Genomic DNA, 18,955 nt, shown 5'->3' with positions numbered 1-18,955 from the left:
CGCGCTCAGCCCGCGTCCCGGACGACGGCGAGGTTCCGTTCCGCGGTGCGGACGATCTCCGCGACCGTGCGATCTTCCGGCCGTCGCGCGACCTTGAGGCCGAGCCAGGGCACGTCGCCCGCGACGCGGAGCCCCGCGCGGACGTGTGCCGCGTCGAGCAGCGAGGCGGACGCGGGATGGGCCTCCGCGATGGGCAGGTGCGCGTCCACCCAGGCGGGGCCGTACGGGCTCTCGACCGGCGCGGCCCCGGAGAACGCGAGCCCGGTCAGCAGCCCCGAGGCCGCGGCGTCGGCGATCTGCGCGGTCACCGCGTCCGCGTCTCGCAGCTCGATCGCCGACCGCCCCCAGTTGAGCCAGAGGCCGACCGGGGCGTCGGCGGACCGGATGGCCGCGATCTCGGCAGCGAGCGGGAGGAACCCCTTCTCGGGCGTTTGCCCCGGGACGGCGGCGTCGCAGTGCTCGATGACGAGCCGGGCTCCGCTCCAGTCGAACGCCGCGACCTCCTCCAGCGACCGGGCGAGCGCGTCCCCGTCTCCCCTCCCGCGGGGCGCGGTGTGCAGCATCACCACCGCGACCGATGGGGCGCTCTCGGCGGTGAGCCGCGCGACGTCGTCCGCCACGCGCCGCAGATCCGCCACCGCCGCGGCTCTCCCCTCCTCCTGCGGCGAGGCGAGTCCGTACGACGGGTCCTCCGCGAGCCGCCGCATCACGAACGGCACCGGGGTGACCGCGAGGGGCACGCCCGGCACATGGCCGAGGAACCAGGACGGGTCGTGCGGATGGACCGCCCCCATCCACGGCACCTCGAGCCCGGCCACCCCGGGGAGCGCGCAGAGCTGCGGCAGCAGCGTGGCCTCCAGCGCCGGATCCCACCGGGCGTGCGCGGGCGACAGCGGATAGGCGCTGAGGAGCACGGGGGTCACGGACGGGCCTCGGCGAGACTCCGCGCGAACCACGACGTGATGGTGGCCGGATGGGTGATGGCCGTGCCGACGCAGACCGCGTAGGCTCCCGCGGCGATCGCGGCGGCGGCGTGCACCGGGGTGTGGATGCGCCCTTCCGCGACGATCGGGCGGGTGCAGCGTGCCGCGATGAGGCCGATGAGCTCGAGGTCGGGGCCGTCGCCCTTCGGCCGCTCCCCGGTGTAGCCGGACAGGGTCGTGCCGAGGATGTCGGCGCCCGCGGCTTCGGCGGCGATCGCGTCGTCGAGGGAACCGCAGTCGGCCATGATGAGCGCGTCGGAATGCGCGCGCAGCCCGACGATGGTCTCCGCGAGGGTCCGGCCGTCGGGCCGCGGGCGTCGGGTGCCGTCGATCGCCACGATGTCGGCACCCGCGTCGGCGACGGCCACGGCATGCTCCAGCGTCGGCGTGATGAAGACGTCGGCATCGCCGTCCTTCCACAGTCCGATGATCGGCACCGGGAGATCCGCGACCGCGCGGATGTCGTCGATCCCCTGCACGCGGATCCCGGCGGCACCGCCGACGAGGGCGGCGTCGGCGACCTGCGCCATGGTCCGCGGGTCGCGCATCGCCTCCCCGGGGTACGCCTGACAGGAGACGATCAGGCCGCCGCGCAGGCGTTCGAGGATGGGGGTCGGTGTCATGGTCGCCTCCAGGCGGATGCCGCGGCTCCTCGCAGCGGCGCGTCGTCGCCGAGGGTTCCCGGCAGGATGGGGGTGTCGTGCAGGGCGTCGATGGCCTCCGCGTAGAAGGCCGCACGCAGGGAGTCCCACCACAGCTCGCCGATGCGCGGCACGCCGCCGGTGACGACGATCCGCTCCGGGTCGAGGAGGGTCGCGGCTCCGGCGAGCGCGCGGCCGACGGCGGCGGCGGAGTCCTGGATGGCGCGGGCGGCGAGCGGGTCCCCCGCGCTGGCCGCGACGGCGACCCCGCGCGCATCGCGCAGCGCCGGGTCGCCGCCGAGCGAGAGGTAGTGCCGGTGCAGGCCGATGCCGGAGCCGAGGGCTTCGAGGTGTCCGTTCCGCCCGCAGGGACAGCGGAGGTGCGCGGCACCCGGGATCGGGAGATGCGCGAGCTCGCCCGCCACGTGATGGGCGCCGCGCACCGGACGGCCGTCGAGGATGACGCCCGCGCCGACGCCGGTGCCGACGGCGACGACGAGGGCGCTCGCGGCTCCGGCGGCGGCTCCGTGCCGGTGCTCCCCCGCGGCGTGCGCGTCGACGTCGTTCTGCACCGCGACCGGGGCGGCGGCGGGGAGGCGGTCCGCGAGGGCTTCCCGGATGAGGGCGGCCAGCGGGGTGCCCGGCCAGTCGGCGAAGGTGTCGGTGGCCGACACGATCGTCCCCGTCCGCGCGTCGACCACGCCCGCGGTGCCGATGCCGACGCCGGCGAGCGCTGTCCCGTCGTCGAGCAGTTCCTCCGCGAGCGCGGCGACGGTCGCCACGACGGCGGCGGGTCCCGCGCTCGCGGGAGTCGGCGCCGCGGCGGTGCGCAGCAGCGCGTCCGCCCGATCGGCGAGCGCCGCGGCCGTCTTGGTGCCGCCGATGTCGACGGCGAGGACGACCTCGCGCATCAGACGGCGACCGGAAGCAGACCGAGCTCGTCGAGGATCGTGCGGATGCCGGCGACGGCCTCCGGGGAGAGCGACTCCACCGTGTCGGCCATCGCCGCGTGGTCGATGATGCCGCGCGCGTGCATCGCCGCCTTGAACGCGCCGACGCCGGTGGCGTCGCCGGACAGCCCCTGCGGCTGGAACACGATGTCGAAGAGCCGGTTGATGCGCTCCTGCTCGGCCCGGGCGGTCGCCCAGTCACCGCGCTGCGCGGCCTCCCAGAGGCGCACGTAGCCCGCGGCCTCCACGTTCGCCAGGCCCGGGACGACCCCGGCGGCACCGACGAGGGCCATCGCGTCGACCACGACCTCGTGCCCGGTGAGCAGCTGCAGCGGACGACCGGCGGCCTCGTTCGCCGCGATCAGTCGGCGGAATCCGACGTCGTCGCCGGAGGAATCCTTCACCCCCTGGATGACGCCCTCCCGGCCGAGCTGCACGAGCAGGTCGATGCCGAGCTTGGAGTGCACCCGCACCGGCACGTCGTAGGCCCAGAGCGGCACGTCGATCGCGGCGGCGATCGTCCGGAAGTGCGCGGCGACCTCGGCCGGGGAGCTCAGCGTGTACAGCGGCGCGGTGGTCACGATCGCCTGCGCGCCCGCGGCGACGAGCCGGCGGGCGGTCTCGATGATGCGCGGGGCCGTGAGCTCGATCGCGCCGGCGATGACGGGCACGCGTCCGGCGTTCGCGGCGACGATGGTCTGCAGCAACTCGACGCGCTGGTCGTCCGTGAAGTACGCCGTCTCGCCGGTGGAGCCGAGCGCGAACAGTCCGGAGACGCCCTCCCCGATCAGGCGCTCGACCAGGCGGGTGAGCGACGCGTGGTCGATCGTCCCGTCGGGGAGCAGCGGGGTGGCGACCGGCGGGACGACGCCGGAGAACGACAGGGCGGGAGCGGGGGAAGGCATAGGTGTTCCGTCTTTTCAGTGGTGGGGTTCGAGCAGCGAGGGCGCGGCGCCCAGCAGCGTGCGGGTGTAGGGGTCGGCGGGGTCGTCGAAGACCCGGGCGGCGTCGCCGTGCTCGACGACGCGGCCCTTGTTCATCACGGCGATCTCGTCGGAGAGGTAGCGGACGGTCTGGATGTCGTGGGAGATGAAGACCATGCCGAGCCCGAGCTGCTGCTTCAGGTCGGTCAGCAGGTTCAGGATCTGCGCGCGCACGGAGACGTCGAGGGCCGAGGTCGGCTCGTCCGCCACGATGACTTGGGGGTCGAGGACGAGGGCCCTGGCGATCGCGACGCGCTGCCGCTGGCCGCCGGAAAGCTGGCTGGGCAGCGCCTCCAGCGCCGACGACGGCAGCCCCACGAGCCCGATGAGGTCGCGCACCTTGCGCTCCCGGCTCGCCGGGGAGCCGAGGCGATGCACCTGCAGCGGATCCAGCAGCGCGTCCCGCACGGTCATGCGGGCGTTCAGAGCCGTCGCCGGGTCCTGGAAGACCACGGAGAGGATGCGTCCCAGGCGCTTGCGCACCGTGGGGGTGAAGGAGCGCACGGTCTCCCCGTCGAAGACGACCTGACCGCTCGTGGGCTTCTCGAGGCCGATCAGCACCTTCGCGGAGGTGGACTTGCCCGAGCCGGACTCGCCCACGATGCCCAGCGTCTGTCCGCGGCGGACCGTGAGCGAGACCCCGGCGAGCGCGTCGACGTAGTGCGGGCGGAACAACGACGAGCTGCGGGCCCGGTAGCGGACGCGCACGTCCTGCAGCTGGATGACGGGTTCGCTCATCGTCCTGCTCCGATCGGTTCGACGGGCGCATCGTCGGGATGCGCGGAGTAGTAGTGCTCGGTGCCGTCGATGTGCCGCCGCACGGGTTCCACTCCGGCGTACCGGGCGGGTTCCGCGGAGCGCGGCGCGAAGCGGTCGCCCTGCGGGAAGTCCCGCGGGGAGGGGACGACACCGGACACCTGGTGCAGGCGGTCGGAGCCGGCCTCGATCGAGAGCACCGCCCCGAGCAGGCCCTGGGTGTACTCGTGGACGGGCTGCGTGAGCACCTCGCGGGTGGTGCCCTGCTCCACGACCTGGCCCGCGTACATCACGGTTATCCGGTGGGAGAGCTCGGCGACGAGGGCGAGGTCGTGCGAGACGAACACCAGTGCGAACCCGAGCTCGCGCTGCAGCCGCATGAGCAGCTCCACGACCTGCGCCTGCACTGTCACGTCGAGGGCCGTGGTGGGCTCGTCGGCGATCACCAGCCGCGGGTCGCGGGTCAGGGCCATCGCGATGAGCACGCGCTGCCGCTGGCCGCCCGAGAGCTCGTGCGGGTACGAGGCGAGCGTGCGCTTCGGATCGAGACCGACGAGCTCCAGCAGCTCCTCGGCCGTGCGAGTGCCGCCGCGGGAGGTGAGCTGCTTCATCTGCGCGCGGATCAGCATCGCGGGGTTCAGCGAGCTCAGGGCGTCCTGGTAGATCATCGCGATGTCGTGGCCGCGCAGCGCGTTGCGCTCCTTCGGCGTCATCCGCAGCAGATCCTTCCCGTCGAACAGGATGCGCCCGCGGATGTCGGCCTTCGGATCGAGCAGCCCCATGATCGCCAGCGAGGTGATGGACTTGCCGCACCCCGACTCCCCCACGAGCGACATGGTCTCGCCGGGGCGCACGGTGAAGCTGACGTGGTCGACCACGTCGACGTCGCCGTGGCGCGGGAAGGAGATGCACAGGTCCTGCACCTCGAGCAGCGGCACGGCGTCTCCCGTGTAGACCAGGCGATCGATACGGGAGAGTTCGCGGACGCGCAGCTCGGCGAGGCGCTCCGCCAGCGGCACCGTCTCCGCGGTGGGCACGAGCACGTCGGGCACACCGCTGGGCACCGAGAGGTTGACCGCGGTGTCGACCGTCGGGATGACGTGGGTGTCGTCCGGGGCGGCGGCCTCCTCCAGGTCGTGCGTCGACTCCTCCGTGTTCGCGGCGTCGGCGGTGATCTTCCTGGCGCGCGGCGAGACCATGGCGTCGGTCATCCCCTCGGACAGGATGTTGAGGCACAGCACGGTGATCATGATGAGGATGCCGGGGAAGAAGGTCGCCCACCAGGCTCCGCTCATGAGCAGGTTGCGCCCCGCGGCGATCACGTTGCCCCAGGACGGCTCGGGGTCCGGCACACCGGCCTGGAGGAAGGACAGCGAGGCCTCGAACACGATCGCGTCGGCGACGAGCACCGTGGCGAAGACGAGCACGGGTGCCATGGCGTTGCGGGCGACGTGCCGCACGATGATCCGCGGGGTCCCCGCGCCCATCACGCGGACGGCCGAGACGTAGTCCTCGCCGTACTGGTCGAGGATGTTCGCGCGGACGATGCGGGTCAGCTGCGGCACGTAGAGGAATGCGATCGTGAGCACGAGCACCGGCAGCGACTTGCCGAACACCGCCACGAACACCGCGGCGAGCGCGATGCCGGGGAACGACATGATCACGTCCATGACGCGCATGAGGGTCTCGGAGATCCACTTCGGCGCGGTCGCGGCGATCGTGCCCAGCACGCAGGCGACCGCGAGGGCGACGAGGGTGGCCCCGAGCCCGATCACGAGGGAGTAGCGGGCCCCGTAGACCAGTCGGGAGAAGATGTCGCGACCCTGCCGGTCGGTGCCGAACCAGTGCTCCCCGCTCGGCGGCTGCACCGGCGGGCCGGAGGCGAGCGGGTCGTACGGCGAGATCAGCGGAGCGAGGATCGCGGCGAGCGCGATGATCGCGAGCACGGCGAGGCAGATGACCGAGCCGAAGGAGAGAGGGCCCCAGCGGAGGCCGGGGACGGAGAGCCGTTCCGTGAGTCTGCGTCGCATGTCACACCGCCCGGATTCGAGGATTGATGAGCACGTACAGGAGGTCGACGATGATGTTGATCACGACGAACGCGAGCGCGACCGCGAGCGTCACGCCCTGCACGAGGTTGGGTTCGTTGTTGGTGACCCCGTTGAGGATGAGCGTGCCCATCCCGGGGATCGCGAAGATGATCTCGATCACCACGGCGCCGCCGAGCAGGTACCCGATGCGGAGACCGAGCACGGTCACGGGGGTGATCAGCGCGTTGCGCAGCACGTTGCGGCCGACGACGATCACCCGCGGGATCCCGGCGCCGAGGGCGGTGCGCACGTAGTCGCGGTCGAGCTCCTCGACCATCGAGGTGCGCACGACCCGGGAGAGCTGCCCGATCACGGGCACGGCGAGCGCGACCGCGGGAAGGGTCATCCGGGCGAGCCACCCGGACGGGTCGTCGGCGAAGGCCGGCAGCGGGCCCGAGGCCGGCAGCACGCCGAGCGCCAGGGTGAACACCTGGATGAGGAGGATCGCGAGCCAGAAGGAGGGCGTGGACAGCGCGGCGACGCCGAAGACGCGGATGACCTGGTCGGGCCAGCGGTCGCGGTAGACCGCGGCGAGGACGCCGATCACGAACGCCACGACCACCGCGATCACGAGCCCGAGGAAGGTCAGGGCCAGCGTCACCGGGAAGGCCCTGGCGACCTCGTCGACCACCGGCAGGCTGCGGGCGGAGTAGGTGCCCAGGTCGCCCTGGACGAGGCCGAACAGGAAGTTCACGTAGCGGACGAACAGCGGGAGGTTCAGTCCGTGGTCTTCGCGGTACGCCTCCAGCGCTTCGGGGGACGCGGTCTCGCCGAGCGCGGTGCGTGCCGGGTCGACGGGCGAGAAGGACATCACGAAGAAGACCAGGAACGTGATGCCGAGGATCATCAGCGGCAACTGCAGCAGTCGCCGGCCGACGAGGCGGAGCGTGTGGGACACGTGCCGCTCCTTCCGGGGGTGGGGTGGCGGGGGCGCGCTCTTCGGGCGAGCGCGCCCCCGTCCTGTCGGGCAGGTGCTACTTCGCGGCCACGCCGACGTCGAGGAACGACAGTCCGGTCGTGGGGACCGGCTGGAAGCCGACCAGCTCCTGCGAGCTCCAGGCGGTGGGCAGCTTGCGGTGGAACAGCGGGTACAGCACGGCCTGGTCGGAGATCAGGTCGTACGCCTGGTTCCAGGACTCCTGCTGCTCCTCGCCCTCCTGGGTGACGGCGGTGTCGAGCAGCGTGCGCAGCTCGGCGTACTCCGGGGAGTCGGCCCAGGCGGTGCGCGTCTGGGTCCAGACGTTCTCGCCATACCACCAGTTCATGAGCAGGTCGGGGTCCACGCCGAACACCGACGGGTCACCGGGGGCGATGGCGACGGTGTAGTCGCCGGAGTCGACCTTCTCGTACATCGACGCCGACTGGCTGATGTCGAGGGTGGTGTCGATGCCGATCGCGTCGAGGGACTCCTTGATGAGCGGGGCCACCTCCTTCACCCATCCGGTGTCGGTCATGCGCAGCGTGATCGCGAGGTCGGAGACCCCGGCCTCCGCCAGCAGCTCCTCCGCCTTCTCCGGGTCGTACGAATAGACCGTGGAGGCCTCGTGGTAGTTCGGGTAGTCCTCGGGAAGGAACGACGTGGCCGGGGTGGCGTTGCCGAGCATGCCGGTCTCGATGATCTTGTCCATGTCGAGCGCGTAGTGCAGGGCCTGGCGGACGCGGACGTCGTCGAACGGCTCGGCCTTCGTGTTGAACATCATGAAGAGGAGGCCGAAGGACTGCACGCTCTCGACCTCGGCCGAGGCGGCCAGCCCGTCGGCGTCGATGTAGGGCACGTCCTCGATCGCCTGCACCGTGCCGGTCGACATCGCGGTGACGCGGGCGGAGGCGTCGGCGAGGAGGTTCCAGTTCATGCCCGCGGCGAGCGCGGGACGCGGGCCGTTGTAGTCGTCGTACCGCTCGAAGACGATCTTGTCCTCGGGGACGGCGGAGACGAGCGCGTACGGACCGGAGCCGATCGGGTTCGCCCCGAACTCCTCGGGATCGGCCTCGACCAGGGCCTTCGGCACGATCTTGACGACGCCGAGACGGTCGTCGATGAGGGAGAACGGGTAGTCGGTGGTGATCCGGACGGTGTCCTCGTCGACGGCCGTGACGGTGTCGATGAACTCGACGAACGAGCGGAACAGGGAGTTGTTCGCGGGGTCGAGGACGCGCTCGTAGCTGAAGACCACGTCGTCGGCGGTGACCGGGTCTCCGTTCTGGAACGTCGCGCCTTCGCGGAGGTCGATGTCGTAGGTCGTCTCGTCGACCTGCGTCGGGAAGTCGGCGGCGAGGGCGGGGGCGGGCTCCTGCGTGACGGGGTCGAGGTCGATGAGTCCCTCGAAGACGTGCCAGTTCGCCGAGACCGTCACGGCGCCGGAGGCGACCATCGGGTCGAAGCTGCCGTTCAGGGTGTACGAGATCCCGGCCTCGATGATGCCGTCCGGGTCGATGTCGCTCGCGGCGGGGCTCTCGGCGGTGCTGGCGGCGCCGCCGCCGCAGCCGGCGAGGGCGAGGGACGCGGCGACCGTGCCGGCGACCGCCATCGCGAGACGACCCGCGCGGCGGCGAGTGCTGTGTCGGTTCATGTGTGCTCCAGGTGGTGGGGGGCGACGCCTTGAGGACATCTGACGTCTGATGTACTCTAAACACACGTTCGACCGGATCACAAGAGTGAGAGGATCGGAGCGTTTCCGGCAGGCAGGAGAGGGACCCTATGAAGTCCACCACGGGGAGGGCGTCGCGGATGCGGCGAGCCACGACGGCGGATCAGATCAAGCAGCTCATCCTGACGCGCGGACTCACCCCCGGCGACCCGCTGCCGACCGAGGCCGAGCTCTGCGAGGAGCTCGACGTGTCGCGCTCCTCGGTCCGGGAGGCGATCCGCACGCTCTCCACCCTCGACATCGTCGACGTCCGTCACGGACACGGCACCTACGTGGGTCCGATGTCGCTGGACCCGATGGTCGAGGCGCTCGTCTTCCGGGGCGTGCTGTCCCCCGAGGGGTCGCTGCAGGCCCTGCGCGAGGTCGTCGAGGTGCGTCTCGCGCTCGACCTCTCCATGGCCGAGCGCGTGGTCGAGGCCGCTCAGGCGCAGGCGGACCCGGAGCTCGACGAGCTCGTCGCCGAGATGGTCGACAAGGCCGGCCGCGGCGAGTACTTCCTCGAGGAGGACAGGGCGTTCCACACCCGCCTCTTCGGCGCCATCGACAACCGCCTGGTCGGCCAGCTCGTCGGTGCGTTCTGGGACGTGCACACCGCCGTGCTCCCGCAGCTCGGCATCGCGCAGCCCGACGACATCCACAAGACCGCCAAGGCGCACGGTGACATGCTGGACGCCGCGCGCTCCGGCGACGTCGAGCGCTACCGCCAGGCCGTCATCGAGCACTACCAGCCGCTGCAGCGGGTGCTGGCGACCGCGGAGGACGTGCGGGCCTGAGCCCGGGAGTCGGTAGTCTGACTTTCCCACCACGGAAAGAGGACCCGCATGTCCGTTGGACTGCTCGCCGTCGTCGACGACATCCTGAGCGCCGCGATGAAGGCGTCGGCGAAGGCAGCCGGAGTCGTCATCGACGACGCCGCCGTGACCCCGCAGTACGTGCAGGGCCTCACCCCGGCCCGCGAGCTCCCCGTGGTCGGCAAGATCGCCCTCGGGTCGCTGGTGAACAAGTTCGTCATCATCATCCCCATCGCACTGCTGCTCACGGCCTTCGCGCCGTGGGTGCTGCCCTACCTGCTGATCCTCGGCGGCTCGTACCTGTGCTTCGAGGGCGCGGAAAAGGTGCTGGAGTGGTTCGGCGTGCAGCACGGCCACGCCGACGAGGGCGCCCGCGACGAGAGGAAGCTCGTGCTCGGCGCCGTCCGCACCGACCTCATCCTCTCGACCGAGATCATGCTCATCTCCCTCGCCAGCCTCGACAAGGGACTCGGCATCTGGTCCACCCTGGCGATCCTCGCCGTGATCGCGCTGGTCATGACCGTCGCGGTGTACGGGGCCGTGGCGCTCCTGGTGAAGATCGACGACATCGGCCTGAAGATGGCGAAGAACCCCGCGCAGCGCGTCCGGCACACCGGCACCCGGATCGTCCGGTCCATGCCCGCGGTCTTCCGCTTCATCAGCGTGCTCGGCACCGTCGCGATGCTGTGGGTCGGCGGGCACCTCGTCCTCATCAACCTCGGCGAGGTCGGGCTGCACGCTCCGGCCGATGTTCTCCACGCGGTCGAGCACGCGCTGGAGCCCCTCGGCGGCTTCGTGGTGTGGGTGGTCGACACGATCATCTCCGCGATCGCCGGTCTCGTCTGGGGCCTCGTGATCGTCGGCGTCGTCCTCGGCATCGCGAAGCTCTTCGGCAGGAAGCCGAGCTTCCACGAGGGCGAGGCCTCTCCCGCCGATATCCGCGTCTGACGATGACCGCCGTGCACCTCAGGCCCGCCGAGAGCGCCGACCTCGACACGATCACCGAGATCCACAACCACGCCGTCCTGCACACGACCGCGATCTGGAACGAGGAAGCCGTGGATCGCGCCGACCGGGAGGCGTGGCTCGCCGACCGGACCGCGCGCGGCTGTCCCGTCATCGTCGCCGCCGTCGAGAGCGGCGTCGTGGGCTATGCGTCCTACGCCCAGTGGCGCCCGCACAGCGGCTACCGCCTCACCGTGGAGCACTCCGTCTACGTGCGCGGCGATCAGCGCGGACGCGGCATCGGCACGCTCCTCATGATCGAGCTCATCGCCCGGGCCCGGGCAGCCGGGATGCACGTGATGATCGGCGGTGTGGAGAGTGGCAACACCGCCTCCCTCGCCCTCCACGAACGCCTCGGATTCCGGGAGGTGGGCCGCATGCCCCAGGTCGGCGCGAAGTTCGGCCGGTGGCTCGACCTCAGCATGCTGCAGCTCGTGCTCGACGAGCGCCCCACCCCCGACGCGGTGCTCTAGCGATGGGCTTCCTGCAGTGGCTCGTCGACGCCTTCTCCTCGTCCTGGGTGCTTCCGGGTGGGCAGACGCTCCTGGTGCGTGAGGTCGTCGGGAACGCGTTCGGACTCGCGAGCGCCCTCGGCGGCATGCGGCGCAAGGTCTGGGCGTGGCCGATCGGCATCGTCGGCAACCTCCTGCTGCTCACGGTGTTCCTCGGCTCCGCGCTGAGCCCCGACCCGTCGCTCCCGCATCTCCTCGGTCAGGCCGGGCGGCAGATCATGTTCATCGCCGTCGCGATCTATGGATGGATCCGCTGGCGGAATGCCGACGGCGGTCGCATCGTGCCGCGGTGGGCGCCGACCGGGGCCCGCATCGGTCTGGTCGTGGTCCTCGTCGTCGGAACCGTGGCGCTCACCCCCCTGTTCCGCGCCCTGGGTTCGTGGGAACCTGTCTGGGCCGACGCCTGGACCTTCGTCGGGTCGCTGCTGGCGACGTACGGCATGGCGAAGGGCTGGACCGAGTTCTGGCTCATCTGGATCGCCGTGGACGTGGTGGGGGTGCCGCTGCTGTTCAGCTCCGGCTACTACGCGACCGGCCTCATGTACGTGTTCTACGGCGTCTTCACGGCGGTCGGATTCGTGATCTGGTGGCGAGCGCAGCGACAGGCCGCACGCCCGATCGAGATCCTCCCTCCCGACCCGAGCCCCCGTCGTCCGGACGACGAGGGCTGAGCCACACCACGGATTGTTTCCGTGCGTGTCGTTCCCGCTCGCCCCGGCCCCGTCCGGTCCCGTTTCATGGGGGCATGACCCGGCAGATCCGCTTCAACGCGTTCGACATGAACTGCGTCGCCCACCAGTCGTCCGGCCTCTGGCGGCATCCGGAAGACCGCTCGCGGCAGTACAACACCCTGTCGTACTGGACCGACCTGGCGAAGCTGCTGGAGAGCGCGACCTTCGACGGCATCTTCATCGCCGACGTCCTGGGCACCTACGACGTCTACGGCGGCACGAACGAGGCCGCCATCCGCAACGGCGCCCAGGTGCCGGTGAACGACCCGATCCTCCTGGTCAGCGCGATGGCCGCGGTGACCGAGCATCTGGGGTTCGGCGTCACGGCCGGCACCGCCTTCGAGCACCCCTACCCGTTCGCTCGACGACTCAGCACGCTCGACCACCTCACCCAGGGCCGGGTCGGCTGGAACGTCGTGACCGGGTATCTGCCCAGCGCCGCGCGGAACATGGGCCAGGAGGACCAGCTCGCCCACGACGACCGCTACGACCACGCGGACGAGTACGTCGAGGTGCTCTACAAGCTCTGGGAGGGGTCGTGGGAGGACGACGCGGTGGTGGAGGACCGCGAGCGCGGCATCTTCACCGACCCGTCGAAGGTGCACCCGATCCGGCACGAGGGGAAGCACTTCTCCGTACCCGGCATCCACATCTCGGAGCCGTCCCCGCAGCGCACCCCGGTGATCTACCAGGCCGGCGCGAGTCCGCGCGGGGTGCGGTTCGCGGCGGAGAACGCCGAGGCCATCTTCGTCGCTGCCCCGTCGAAGGAGGTGCTCGCCGGCACCGTGAAGCGCATCCGCGACGCCCTCGAGGCCGCGGGGCGCGATCGCTATGACGCCCGCATCTACACGCTGCTGACGGTGATCACCGCGGCGACGAGCGAGGAGGCGTCCGCGAAGCACGCCGAGTACCTCTCCTACGCGAGCCCGGAGGGGGCGCTCACCTTCATGTCGGGGTGGATGGGCGTCGACCTGTCGCTGTACGCGGAGGACGAGCCGGTCGGGAACGTCGAGTCGAACGCGATCCAGTCGGTGCTGCAGCACCTCAAGGAGGAGGCCGACCTCGGTCGCGAGTGGACGGTGGGCGACTTCGGGCGCCACAACGCGATCGGCGGGCTCGGCCCGACGATCGTCGGCTCCGGGGTCGAGATCGCCGACGAGCTGCAGTCCTGGGTCGAGCAGACCGACATCGACGGCTTCAACCTCGCGTACGCGGTCACTCCCGGCACCTGGCAGGACGTCATCGAGCACGTCATCCCGGTGCTGCGCGAGCGGGGCGCGTACCCCGAGGAGTACGTCCCCGGCACGCTCCGCCACAAACTGCACGGCCGCGGCGACCGGGTCCAGCCCACGCACCGCGCCGCCCAGTACCGCCTCTGACCCCGTTCGAGTCGCCCACTTTGCTGCAAAACCGGCCGTTTTGCCGCAAAGTGAGCGATTCGAAGGCAGGTCAGTCGGCGTCGCGGGTGAAGAGGCTCCGCAGCACGAGGAAGACCACCACGGCGACGACAGCGACGATGGCGAGCTTCGCGATGAACCAGAGCACCGAGAACAGCGCGCTGACGATCCACCACGCGATCACGACGGCGAGGATGACGCCGAGGACGGTCCAGATGTTCTTGGTCATGCCTCCAGCCTACGGAGTCGACGCTGCGGGGATCTCGTCGAGCGATCGGTAGACGGGCAGCCCGAGCTCGTGCGCGATGGCGACGTCCTTGTCGGCGCCCGACGATTCTCCCGGCAGCCGGAGCACCGCGTCGCAGTGCAGGAGCAGTCGGCGGGCGGTCTCGTACATGACGTCGCCCTCGCCGGAGTCGGCGTGCTCGAGGGTGCGCAGGACCGGCAGCGCGACCCACTCCCCGATCATCGGCACGTGGCCGAGGCGGAAGATCGGACCGGACGCCTCCTCCAGGCGCGCCAGATTCCGAGCGATCAGGACGGGGTCGCCGTCGGTGCCGGAACGGTAGGGACCCGCGATCAGGATCAGGAGTGGCTTCATCATGGAGATGACTGTAGTCTGAATCGTGCATAAACGTGCAACTTCGTGAGGAAACGTATGCTCGCTGCTCAGCGCAAGGACCACCTGCTCGCCGTGCTCGCCCGCGAGGGACGGGTCGTGGCGAAGGCTGCGGCCGATGAACTCGGAGTCTCGGAGGACGCCATCCGCCGCGACCTCCGCGAGCTCGCCGAGGAGGGCAGGCTCCAGCGCGTGTACGGCGGGGCGCTGCCCATCGCCGCGGCCGATCGCCCGGTGCGGGAGCGCCACGATCTGGCGACCGAGAGCAAGGAGCGGGTCGCCCGCCAGGCGGTCACGACCATCCTCCCCGGATCGACGATCGTGCTGGATGCCGGAACCACCACGCTCGCGATGGCGCGACTGCTGCCCTCCGGCACCGACATCACGGTCATCACCCCGAGTCCTGCCGTCGCCCTGGCCGTCGCCGAGCACTCGGATGCGCGCGTGATCATGATCGGCGGCGAGCTCACCCGGCACTCCCTCGTCGCCGGAGGGGGACTCGCGATGGAGGCGATCCAGCACCTCGCCGCCGACGTGTTCTTCGTCGGCGTCACGGGCGTCGACCCCCGACACGGTCTCACGACGGGCGAACTCGACGATGCCGTCACCAAGCGGGCGATCGCCTCCCGATGCGCCGCGACCATCGTGCTGGCCAGCGACGAGAAGATCGGCGCCGCCTCGCGCTACCCGGTGCTGCCGTTCGAGGCGGTCGCCGCGGTCATCACGGACCCGCTCGACGAGAATCCGCTGATCCCGGATGTGCTGGCGCAGATCCCGGCGCGGGCGTGAGCGACGAACCCTCCTCCTCCGCGAGGCGTTCCGTCAGCAGGGCATGCAGGTGACCTGCCGCCGCGAGAAGCGCGATGCTGCGGCGCGTGAGGTCGGCCAGCCGCTCCGCGAGGATGCGGTGAACTTCTTCGGTGTCACCATGCGCGCGCACCTCGTCGATGATGCGCGAAACGGCGGGGATGCCGTAGCCGCCCGAGCGCAGAGCGGCGGCGATCCGCGCCTCGGTGATCGCAAGGGAGTCATAGGAGCGCACCGATCCCGCACGACGACGGGGGTGCACGAGCCCTTCTCGCTCCCAGTGCCGCAGCGCGGAGGACCGGACGCCGAGAGCCTGGGCGAGTTCGCCGATGGTCATCGCATCGTCCTCGACGAACGGATCGTCGGCCTCCGCCACCGCGTCCTCGAGTCCGCGCAGGGCCGCGCGCACCCGTGAGCGTTCGAGGGCGAGATCCGCGTGCAGAGTGTCGATCTCCTCCGCCGCGTGCTCGACCGATCCGCCGATGAGAGCGGGCATCAGTCGACGCGCGGGTACCGGACGGAGCGCCGTCGCCAACGCGCGATAGGCGCGCAGCGCCAGGGCATGCGACGTCCGATACCGCCGGTACCCGTTCGCACCGCGCTCGGCGGCGGGGAGGACACCGAGGCGCTCGAGGTCGCGCACCTGCTGCGTCGAGTAGTCGACCAGCCGTCCGAGCGCCACAGTGGTCATCACCTGCTCTTGAGGGTTCTGCACGCGGTTCCTCGTCTTTCCGGCCCTTGCGTCCACATAAGCACATCAGCCTCAGCATTGAAGGATGGATATGCAGGAGATCATCGAAGAGGTCCGCTCGTTCGACGGTGTGCTCGTCGTGGCCCCGGAGGCGGGCAGCGACTTCCCCGAGCTGTCATGGGGAGACGCGTACTTCTACCACGCCCCCGACGGCCGGATGCCCGAGCGCACGCAGCCGTACGGAACGATCATCACGAAGGACTATCCCGACGACACGTCCTCCGCTCTGGATGCTCCCGGGCGCTTCCGGGTGAACATCCACGTCGGACGCGAGCGCGCGGAGTCGATCATCGCGGCGGCGTCTCTCACGCTCGGCGACACCGACCCGACGGCGGTCGACGTCTTCCGCCCTCACCCCCTGTACGGCGACGCCGGCTGGGTGTGCGTGATCGATCCCGCAGAGGCGACGGCGGGTACCGTGCTCGCCCTTCTCCGGGAGGCGCACGAGGCCGCGCGCGCTCGCACCGGACGACGGGCGAGGTGACCCCATGTCCGCTCCGCAGGGCATGACCGAGACCGACCGCCGGATCGTCGCGGTGTGGGCGGCCGACTGCGCCGCGCGCGTGCTGCCGCTGTTCGAGAGCGAGGCCCCGGACGATGACCGTGCGCGCGATGCCATCGCCAGGACGCGCGCCTTCGCGCGGGGCGAGCTCACGGCTGCGGGCGAGATCCGTCGCCGCTTCGTCGCGGGCAGGGCCTCCCGCAGTGCCGTGACCCCTGCCGGCACCGCGGCCGCCCGCGCCGCGGCGCAGGCCGCCGGGGTCGCGCACATGGGAGCGCATGCTCTCGGGGCAGCCGCCTACGCCGCGCGAGCTGTCGAGCTGGCACGCCCGGATGATCCCGACGCCCGTGCCGCCGAAGTGCGCTGGCAACTCGCGCAGCTCTCCCCCGAAGCCGCTGCAGCCCTGCGCACCCTCCCGCCCCTGGGCACCGACCCCGCCGGCCCCCTCGGCCCCGGACTCCTCTCCTCCGGCCCCCTCGGCGTGGTGATCCGCGAGATCCAGACGCACCTCTCGTCGTAAGTCCCTCTTCGAATCGCGCAACTTGCTGCATCTGAGCCCGGAATGGAACCAGGTGCGCGATTCGAAAGCGGCCGACGGCTTCAGCCCCGATTCAGCGACGAGCCACCACACTGGAGGGATGCGGATCCTGGTGGTGGACGACGAGGTGCGTCTGGCCGAGGGCGTGCGCCGCGGACTCGAGGCGGAGGGCTTCGCGGTCGACGTCGCCCACAACGGCATCGACGGCCTCTGGCGGGCCCGCGAGACCCGGTACGACGCCATCGTGCTCGACCTGATGATGCCCGGCATGAGCGGGTGGAAGGTGTGCGAGGCCCTGCGCGCCGAGGAGAACTGGACTCCCGTGCTGATGCTCACCGCCAAGGACGGCGAGTGGGATCAGGTGGAGGCGCTGGAGAGCGGCGCCGACGACTACGTCACCAAGCCCTTCTCGTTTGCGATCCTCGTGGCGCGGCTCCGGGCTCTCGTGCGCCGCGGTGCCGTGGCACGACCGACGATCCTGGAGGCCGGCGACCTGCGGCTGGACCCCGCCGGACACCACGTGTGGCGTGGCGAGACCCCGATCTCCCTCACGGCCCGCGAGTTCGCGGTGCTCGAGCATCTGATGCGCCACCGCGGGCAGGTGCTGTCGAAGCGCGACCTCCTGGCCGGCGTCTGGGACGACGACTTCGACGGCGACCCGAACATCGTCGAGGTGTACATCGGCCACCTCCGCCGCAAGGTCGACAAGCCGTTCGGGCGCGAGGCGATCGAGACCATCCGCGGTGCAGGCTACCGGCTGGCGGCCAACGGTGGCTAGGCGGCTCTGGCGGTCGGTCCGCGGTCGGACGACCCTGGGCGCCACCCTCGTCGTCGCGGTCGCGCTGCTCCTCGGAGCCTTCTCCTTCTACGGGGTGCTGAGCGCGAGCATCCACGGCAGCACCGAACGCGCGGCGGAACAGCGGCTGGAGGAGCTCGTCAGCCGATTCGACGGTCCGGGCCGACGCGGACCCGACCAGCTCGACGATGACCTCGTGCAGCTGCTCGGGCGGGACGGAGCGGTGCGCGCGGCGAGCGAGGAGGCCGCCGATGCGCTCGGCGCCACCCCGCTGCCCGTGGACGACGATCCGCAAGTCGTCCGGATCGACGGCGAGCCGATGGTCGTGGTGTCGGAAGACGTCGAGGGCGACCAGACCCTCGTCCTCGCGGTGCCGATGGACGAGGATGCGGAGACCCTGTCGACGGTGGCGACGCTGCTCGTGATCGCCGTCCCCGCGCTGCTGCTGCTCGTGGCCGTCACGACCTGGCTCGTCACGGGGCGCGCGCTGCGCCCGGTCACCCGCATCCGCCAGGAGGTCGAGGGCATCACCGCCGAGCGCCTCGATCACCGGGTGCCCGTTCCCGACACCGCGGACGAGATCCACTCCCTCGCCGTGACGATGAACGGGATGCTCGACCGGCTCGACGCGGCGGCGACCGCGCAGCGCCGCTTCGTGTCCGATGCCTCGCACGAGCTCCGCTCGCCCCTGGCGACGATCCGTCAGCACGCCGAGCTCGCCCAGGCGCACCCGGAGGTGACGAGCATCGACGAGCTCGCGGAGGTGGTGTCCGAGGAGGGGCTGCGGCTGCAGGGCATCGTGGAGTCGCTGCTGCTCCTCGCCCGCCTCGACGAGGGTGTCACCGGGAGCACCGAACCGGTGGACCTGGACGACCTGGCCCTCGCGGAGGTGCGTCGGCTGCGAGCCACCGGGCTCGACGTCGACGGCTCCGGAATCCGTGCGGCCCGCACCGTCGGCGACCCCCGGCTGCTCGGCCAGCTGCTGCGGAACCTCGCCGACAACGCCGCGCGGCACAGCAACGGCCGCGTGGCGATCGGGGTGGAGCCGCAGGCGGAGCACGTCGTCCTCACGGTCGAAGACGACGGGGCCGGCATCCCGCCGGAGGAGCGGGACCGCATCTTCGAACGCTTCGTCCGGCTCGACGAGGCCCGCAGTCGCGACGTGGGAGGCAGCGGGCTCGGTCTCGCGATCGCGCACGGCATCGCCACCGCCGCCCACGGCGCGATCACGGTGGACACCTCCCGGTGGGGCGGCGCCCGCTTCACCGTCACCCTCCCCCTCGCCGGCCCTCTCTCCTGACCGACCGCCCGGGCACAGTTTCGGAGATCCCCGACGACACCCCGGTCATGGCCGCCGCGCGGCGGCGTGTCGTTCCCGAGCTCCGAAGTCGGGCCCGAGATATCGGTTCCTGAACGGGGCTTCAGGAGGCTTCAGGGTGGCTTCAGCGGCGTCGG

The 18,955-nt window shown here is 71.2% G+C and carries 21 protein-coding genes; 10 read left to right on the top strand and 11 right to left on the bottom strand.

Features of this window, described 5'->3' with window-relative positions:
- Positions 1–5: 5 nt before the first annotated feature.
- The 8 genes from BV453_RS06685 to BV453_RS06650 form a co-directional block, all read right to left on the bottom strand.
- Complete coding sequence (locus BV453_RS06685) at positions 6–923, bottom strand: DUF4862 family protein (RefSeq protein ID WP_249521181.1); 918 nt, start codon at positions 921–923, stop codon at positions 6–8.
- On the bottom strand, positions 920–1,606 hold the full coding sequence (locus BV453_RS06680) for an N-acetylmannosamine-6-phosphate 2-epimerase (RefSeq protein WP_249521180.1): 687 nt from the start codon (positions 1,604–1,606) through the stop codon (positions 920–922). The genes BV453_RS06685 and BV453_RS06680 overlap by 4 nt, the downstream gene beginning before the upstream one ends.
- A complete protein-coding gene (locus BV453_RS06675; protein ID WP_249521179.1) occupies positions 1,603–2,535 on the bottom strand; it encodes an ROK family protein in 933 nt (310 codons plus the stop codon). The genes BV453_RS06680 and BV453_RS06675 overlap by 4 nt, the downstream gene beginning before the upstream one ends.
- Entirely contained in the window at positions 2,535–3,479 is a 945-nt protein-coding gene (locus BV453_RS06670) for a dihydrodipicolinate synthase family protein (protein ID WP_249521178.1), read from the bottom strand. Before BV453_RS06670 ends, BV453_RS06675 begins: the two co-directional genes overlap by 1 nt.
- A 15-nt stretch (positions 3,480–3,494) precedes the next feature.
- Positions 3,495–4,295 (bottom strand): ABC transporter ATP-binding protein, encoded by an 801-nt coding sequence (locus BV453_RS06665; protein ID WP_249521177.1) that lies wholly within the window; start codon positions 4,293–4,295, stop codon positions 3,495–3,497.
- The gene (locus BV453_RS06660) at positions 4,292–6,343 is read right to left on the bottom strand and encodes a dipeptide/oligopeptide/nickel ABC transporter permease/ATP-binding protein (protein ID WP_249521176.1); all 2,052 of its coding nucleotides are present in this window, start codon (positions 6,341–6,343) and stop codon (positions 4,292–4,294) included. Before BV453_RS06660 ends, BV453_RS06665 begins: the two co-directional genes overlap by 4 nt.
- Position 6,344: 1 nt before the next feature.
- Entirely contained in the window at positions 6,345–7,301 is a 957-nt protein-coding gene (locus BV453_RS06655; protein ID WP_062637823.1) for an ABC transporter permease, read from the bottom strand.
- A 76-nt stretch (positions 7,302–7,377) separates the two neighbouring features.
- The gene (locus BV453_RS06650) at positions 7,378–8,973 is read right to left on the bottom strand and encodes an ABC transporter substrate-binding protein (protein ID WP_085605232.1); all 1,596 of its coding nucleotides are present in this window, start codon (positions 8,971–8,973) and stop codon (positions 7,378–7,380) included.
- A gap of 128 nt (positions 8,974–9,101) precedes the next feature.
- On the opposite strand from BV453_RS06650, the gene BV453_RS06645 reads away from it, so the two are divergent.
- The 5 genes from BV453_RS06645 to BV453_RS06625 all read left to right on the top strand — a co-directional run bounded on the left by BV453_RS06645 (position 9,102) and on the right by BV453_RS06625 (position 13,469).
- The gene (locus BV453_RS06645) at positions 9,102–9,824 is read left to right on the top strand and encodes a FadR/GntR family transcriptional regulator (protein WP_249521175.1); all 723 of its coding nucleotides are present in this window, start codon (positions 9,102–9,104) and stop codon (positions 9,822–9,824) included.
- A 48-nt stretch (positions 9,825–9,872) separates the two neighbouring features.
- Entirely contained in the window at positions 9,873–10,790 is a 918-nt protein-coding gene (locus tag BV453_RS06640; protein WP_062765786.1) for a DUF808 domain-containing protein, read from the top strand.
- 2 nt (positions 10,791–10,792) lie between these two features.
- Positions 10,793–11,320: a GNAT family N-acetyltransferase gene (locus tag BV453_RS06635; protein WP_249521174.1), complete on the top strand. Its 528-nt coding sequence runs from the start codon at positions 10,793–10,795 to the stop codon at positions 11,318–11,320.
- Positions 11,321–11,322: 2 nt separating this feature from the next.
- Entirely contained in the window at positions 11,323–12,030 is a 708-nt protein-coding gene (gene pnuC, locus BV453_RS06630; protein ID WP_249521173.1) for a nicotinamide riboside transporter PnuC, read from the top strand.
- A gap of 74 nt (positions 12,031–12,104) precedes the next feature.
- Complete coding sequence (locus tag BV453_RS06625) at positions 12,105–13,469, top strand: LLM class flavin-dependent oxidoreductase (RefSeq protein WP_249521172.1); 1,365 nt, start codon at positions 12,105–12,107, stop codon at positions 13,467–13,469.
- A gap of 70 nt (positions 13,470–13,539) precedes the next feature.
- On the opposite strand, the gene BV453_RS06620 is transcribed toward BV453_RS06625, so the two are convergent.
- Positions 13,540–13,716, bottom strand: a complete 177-nt coding sequence (locus BV453_RS06620) for a hypothetical protein (protein WP_025102796.1) — start codon at positions 13,714–13,716, stop codon at positions 13,540–13,542.
- A gap of 9 nt (positions 13,717–13,725) precedes the next feature.
- A complete protein-coding gene (locus BV453_RS06615) occupies positions 13,726–14,091 on the bottom strand; it encodes a DUF4406 domain-containing protein (protein ID WP_126894524.1) in 366 nt (121 codons plus the stop codon).
- A 54-nt stretch (positions 14,092–14,145) separates the two neighbouring features.
- On the opposite strand from BV453_RS06615, the gene BV453_RS06610 reads away from it, so the two are divergent.
- A complete protein-coding gene (locus BV453_RS06610) occupies positions 14,146–14,895 on the top strand; it encodes a DeoR/GlpR family DNA-binding transcription regulator (protein ID WP_126894523.1) in 750 nt (249 codons plus the stop codon).
- Here BV453_RS06610 and BV453_RS06605 read toward each other — a convergent pair.
- Complete coding sequence (locus tag BV453_RS06605; RefSeq protein ID WP_249521171.1) at positions 14,828–15,628, bottom strand: MerR family transcriptional regulator; 801 nt, start codon at positions 15,626–15,628, stop codon at positions 14,828–14,830. The genes BV453_RS06610 and BV453_RS06605 overlap by 68 nt on opposite strands.
- Positions 15,629–15,689: 61 nt before the next feature.
- Between BV453_RS06605 and BV453_RS06600 the strand changes: the two genes are divergently transcribed.
- The 4 genes from BV453_RS06600 to BV453_RS06585 all read left to right on the top strand — a co-directional run bounded on the left by BV453_RS06600 (position 15,690) and on the right by BV453_RS06585 (position 18,800).
- On the top strand, positions 15,690–16,148 hold the full coding sequence (locus tag BV453_RS06600; protein ID WP_249521170.1) for a DUF6194 family protein: 459 nt from the start codon (positions 15,690–15,692) through the stop codon (positions 16,146–16,148).
- 4 nt (positions 16,149–16,152) lie between these two features.
- Positions 16,153–16,686 carry a putative immunity protein gene (locus BV453_RS06595; protein ID WP_249521169.1) on the top strand — a complete coding sequence of 178 codons (534 nt, stop codon included), beginning with the start codon at positions 16,153–16,155 and terminating at the stop codon, positions 16,684–16,686.
- Positions 16,687–16,804: 118 nt separating this feature from the next.
- Positions 16,805–17,482: a response regulator transcription factor gene (locus BV453_RS06590; protein WP_025102802.1), complete on the top strand. Its 678-nt coding sequence runs from the start codon at positions 16,805–16,807 to the stop codon at positions 17,480–17,482.
- Positions 17,475–18,800 carry a cell wall metabolism sensor histidine kinase WalK gene (locus tag BV453_RS06585; protein ID WP_025102803.1) on the top strand — a complete coding sequence of 442 codons (1,326 nt, stop codon included), beginning with the start codon at positions 17,475–17,477 and terminating at the stop codon, positions 18,798–18,800. Before BV453_RS06590 ends, BV453_RS06585 begins: the two co-directional genes overlap by 8 nt.
- The last annotated feature ends 155 nt before the right edge of the window (positions 18,801–18,955 follow it).

It is taken from the genome of Microbacterium sp. ER1 (assembly GCF_023383675.1).
GTDB lineage: Bacteria > Actinomycetota > Actinomycetes > Actinomycetales > Microbacteriaceae > Microbacterium.
The sequence above is the reverse complement of the archived record's forward strand: the minus strand, read 5'-3'. Positions and strand labels throughout refer to the sequence as shown.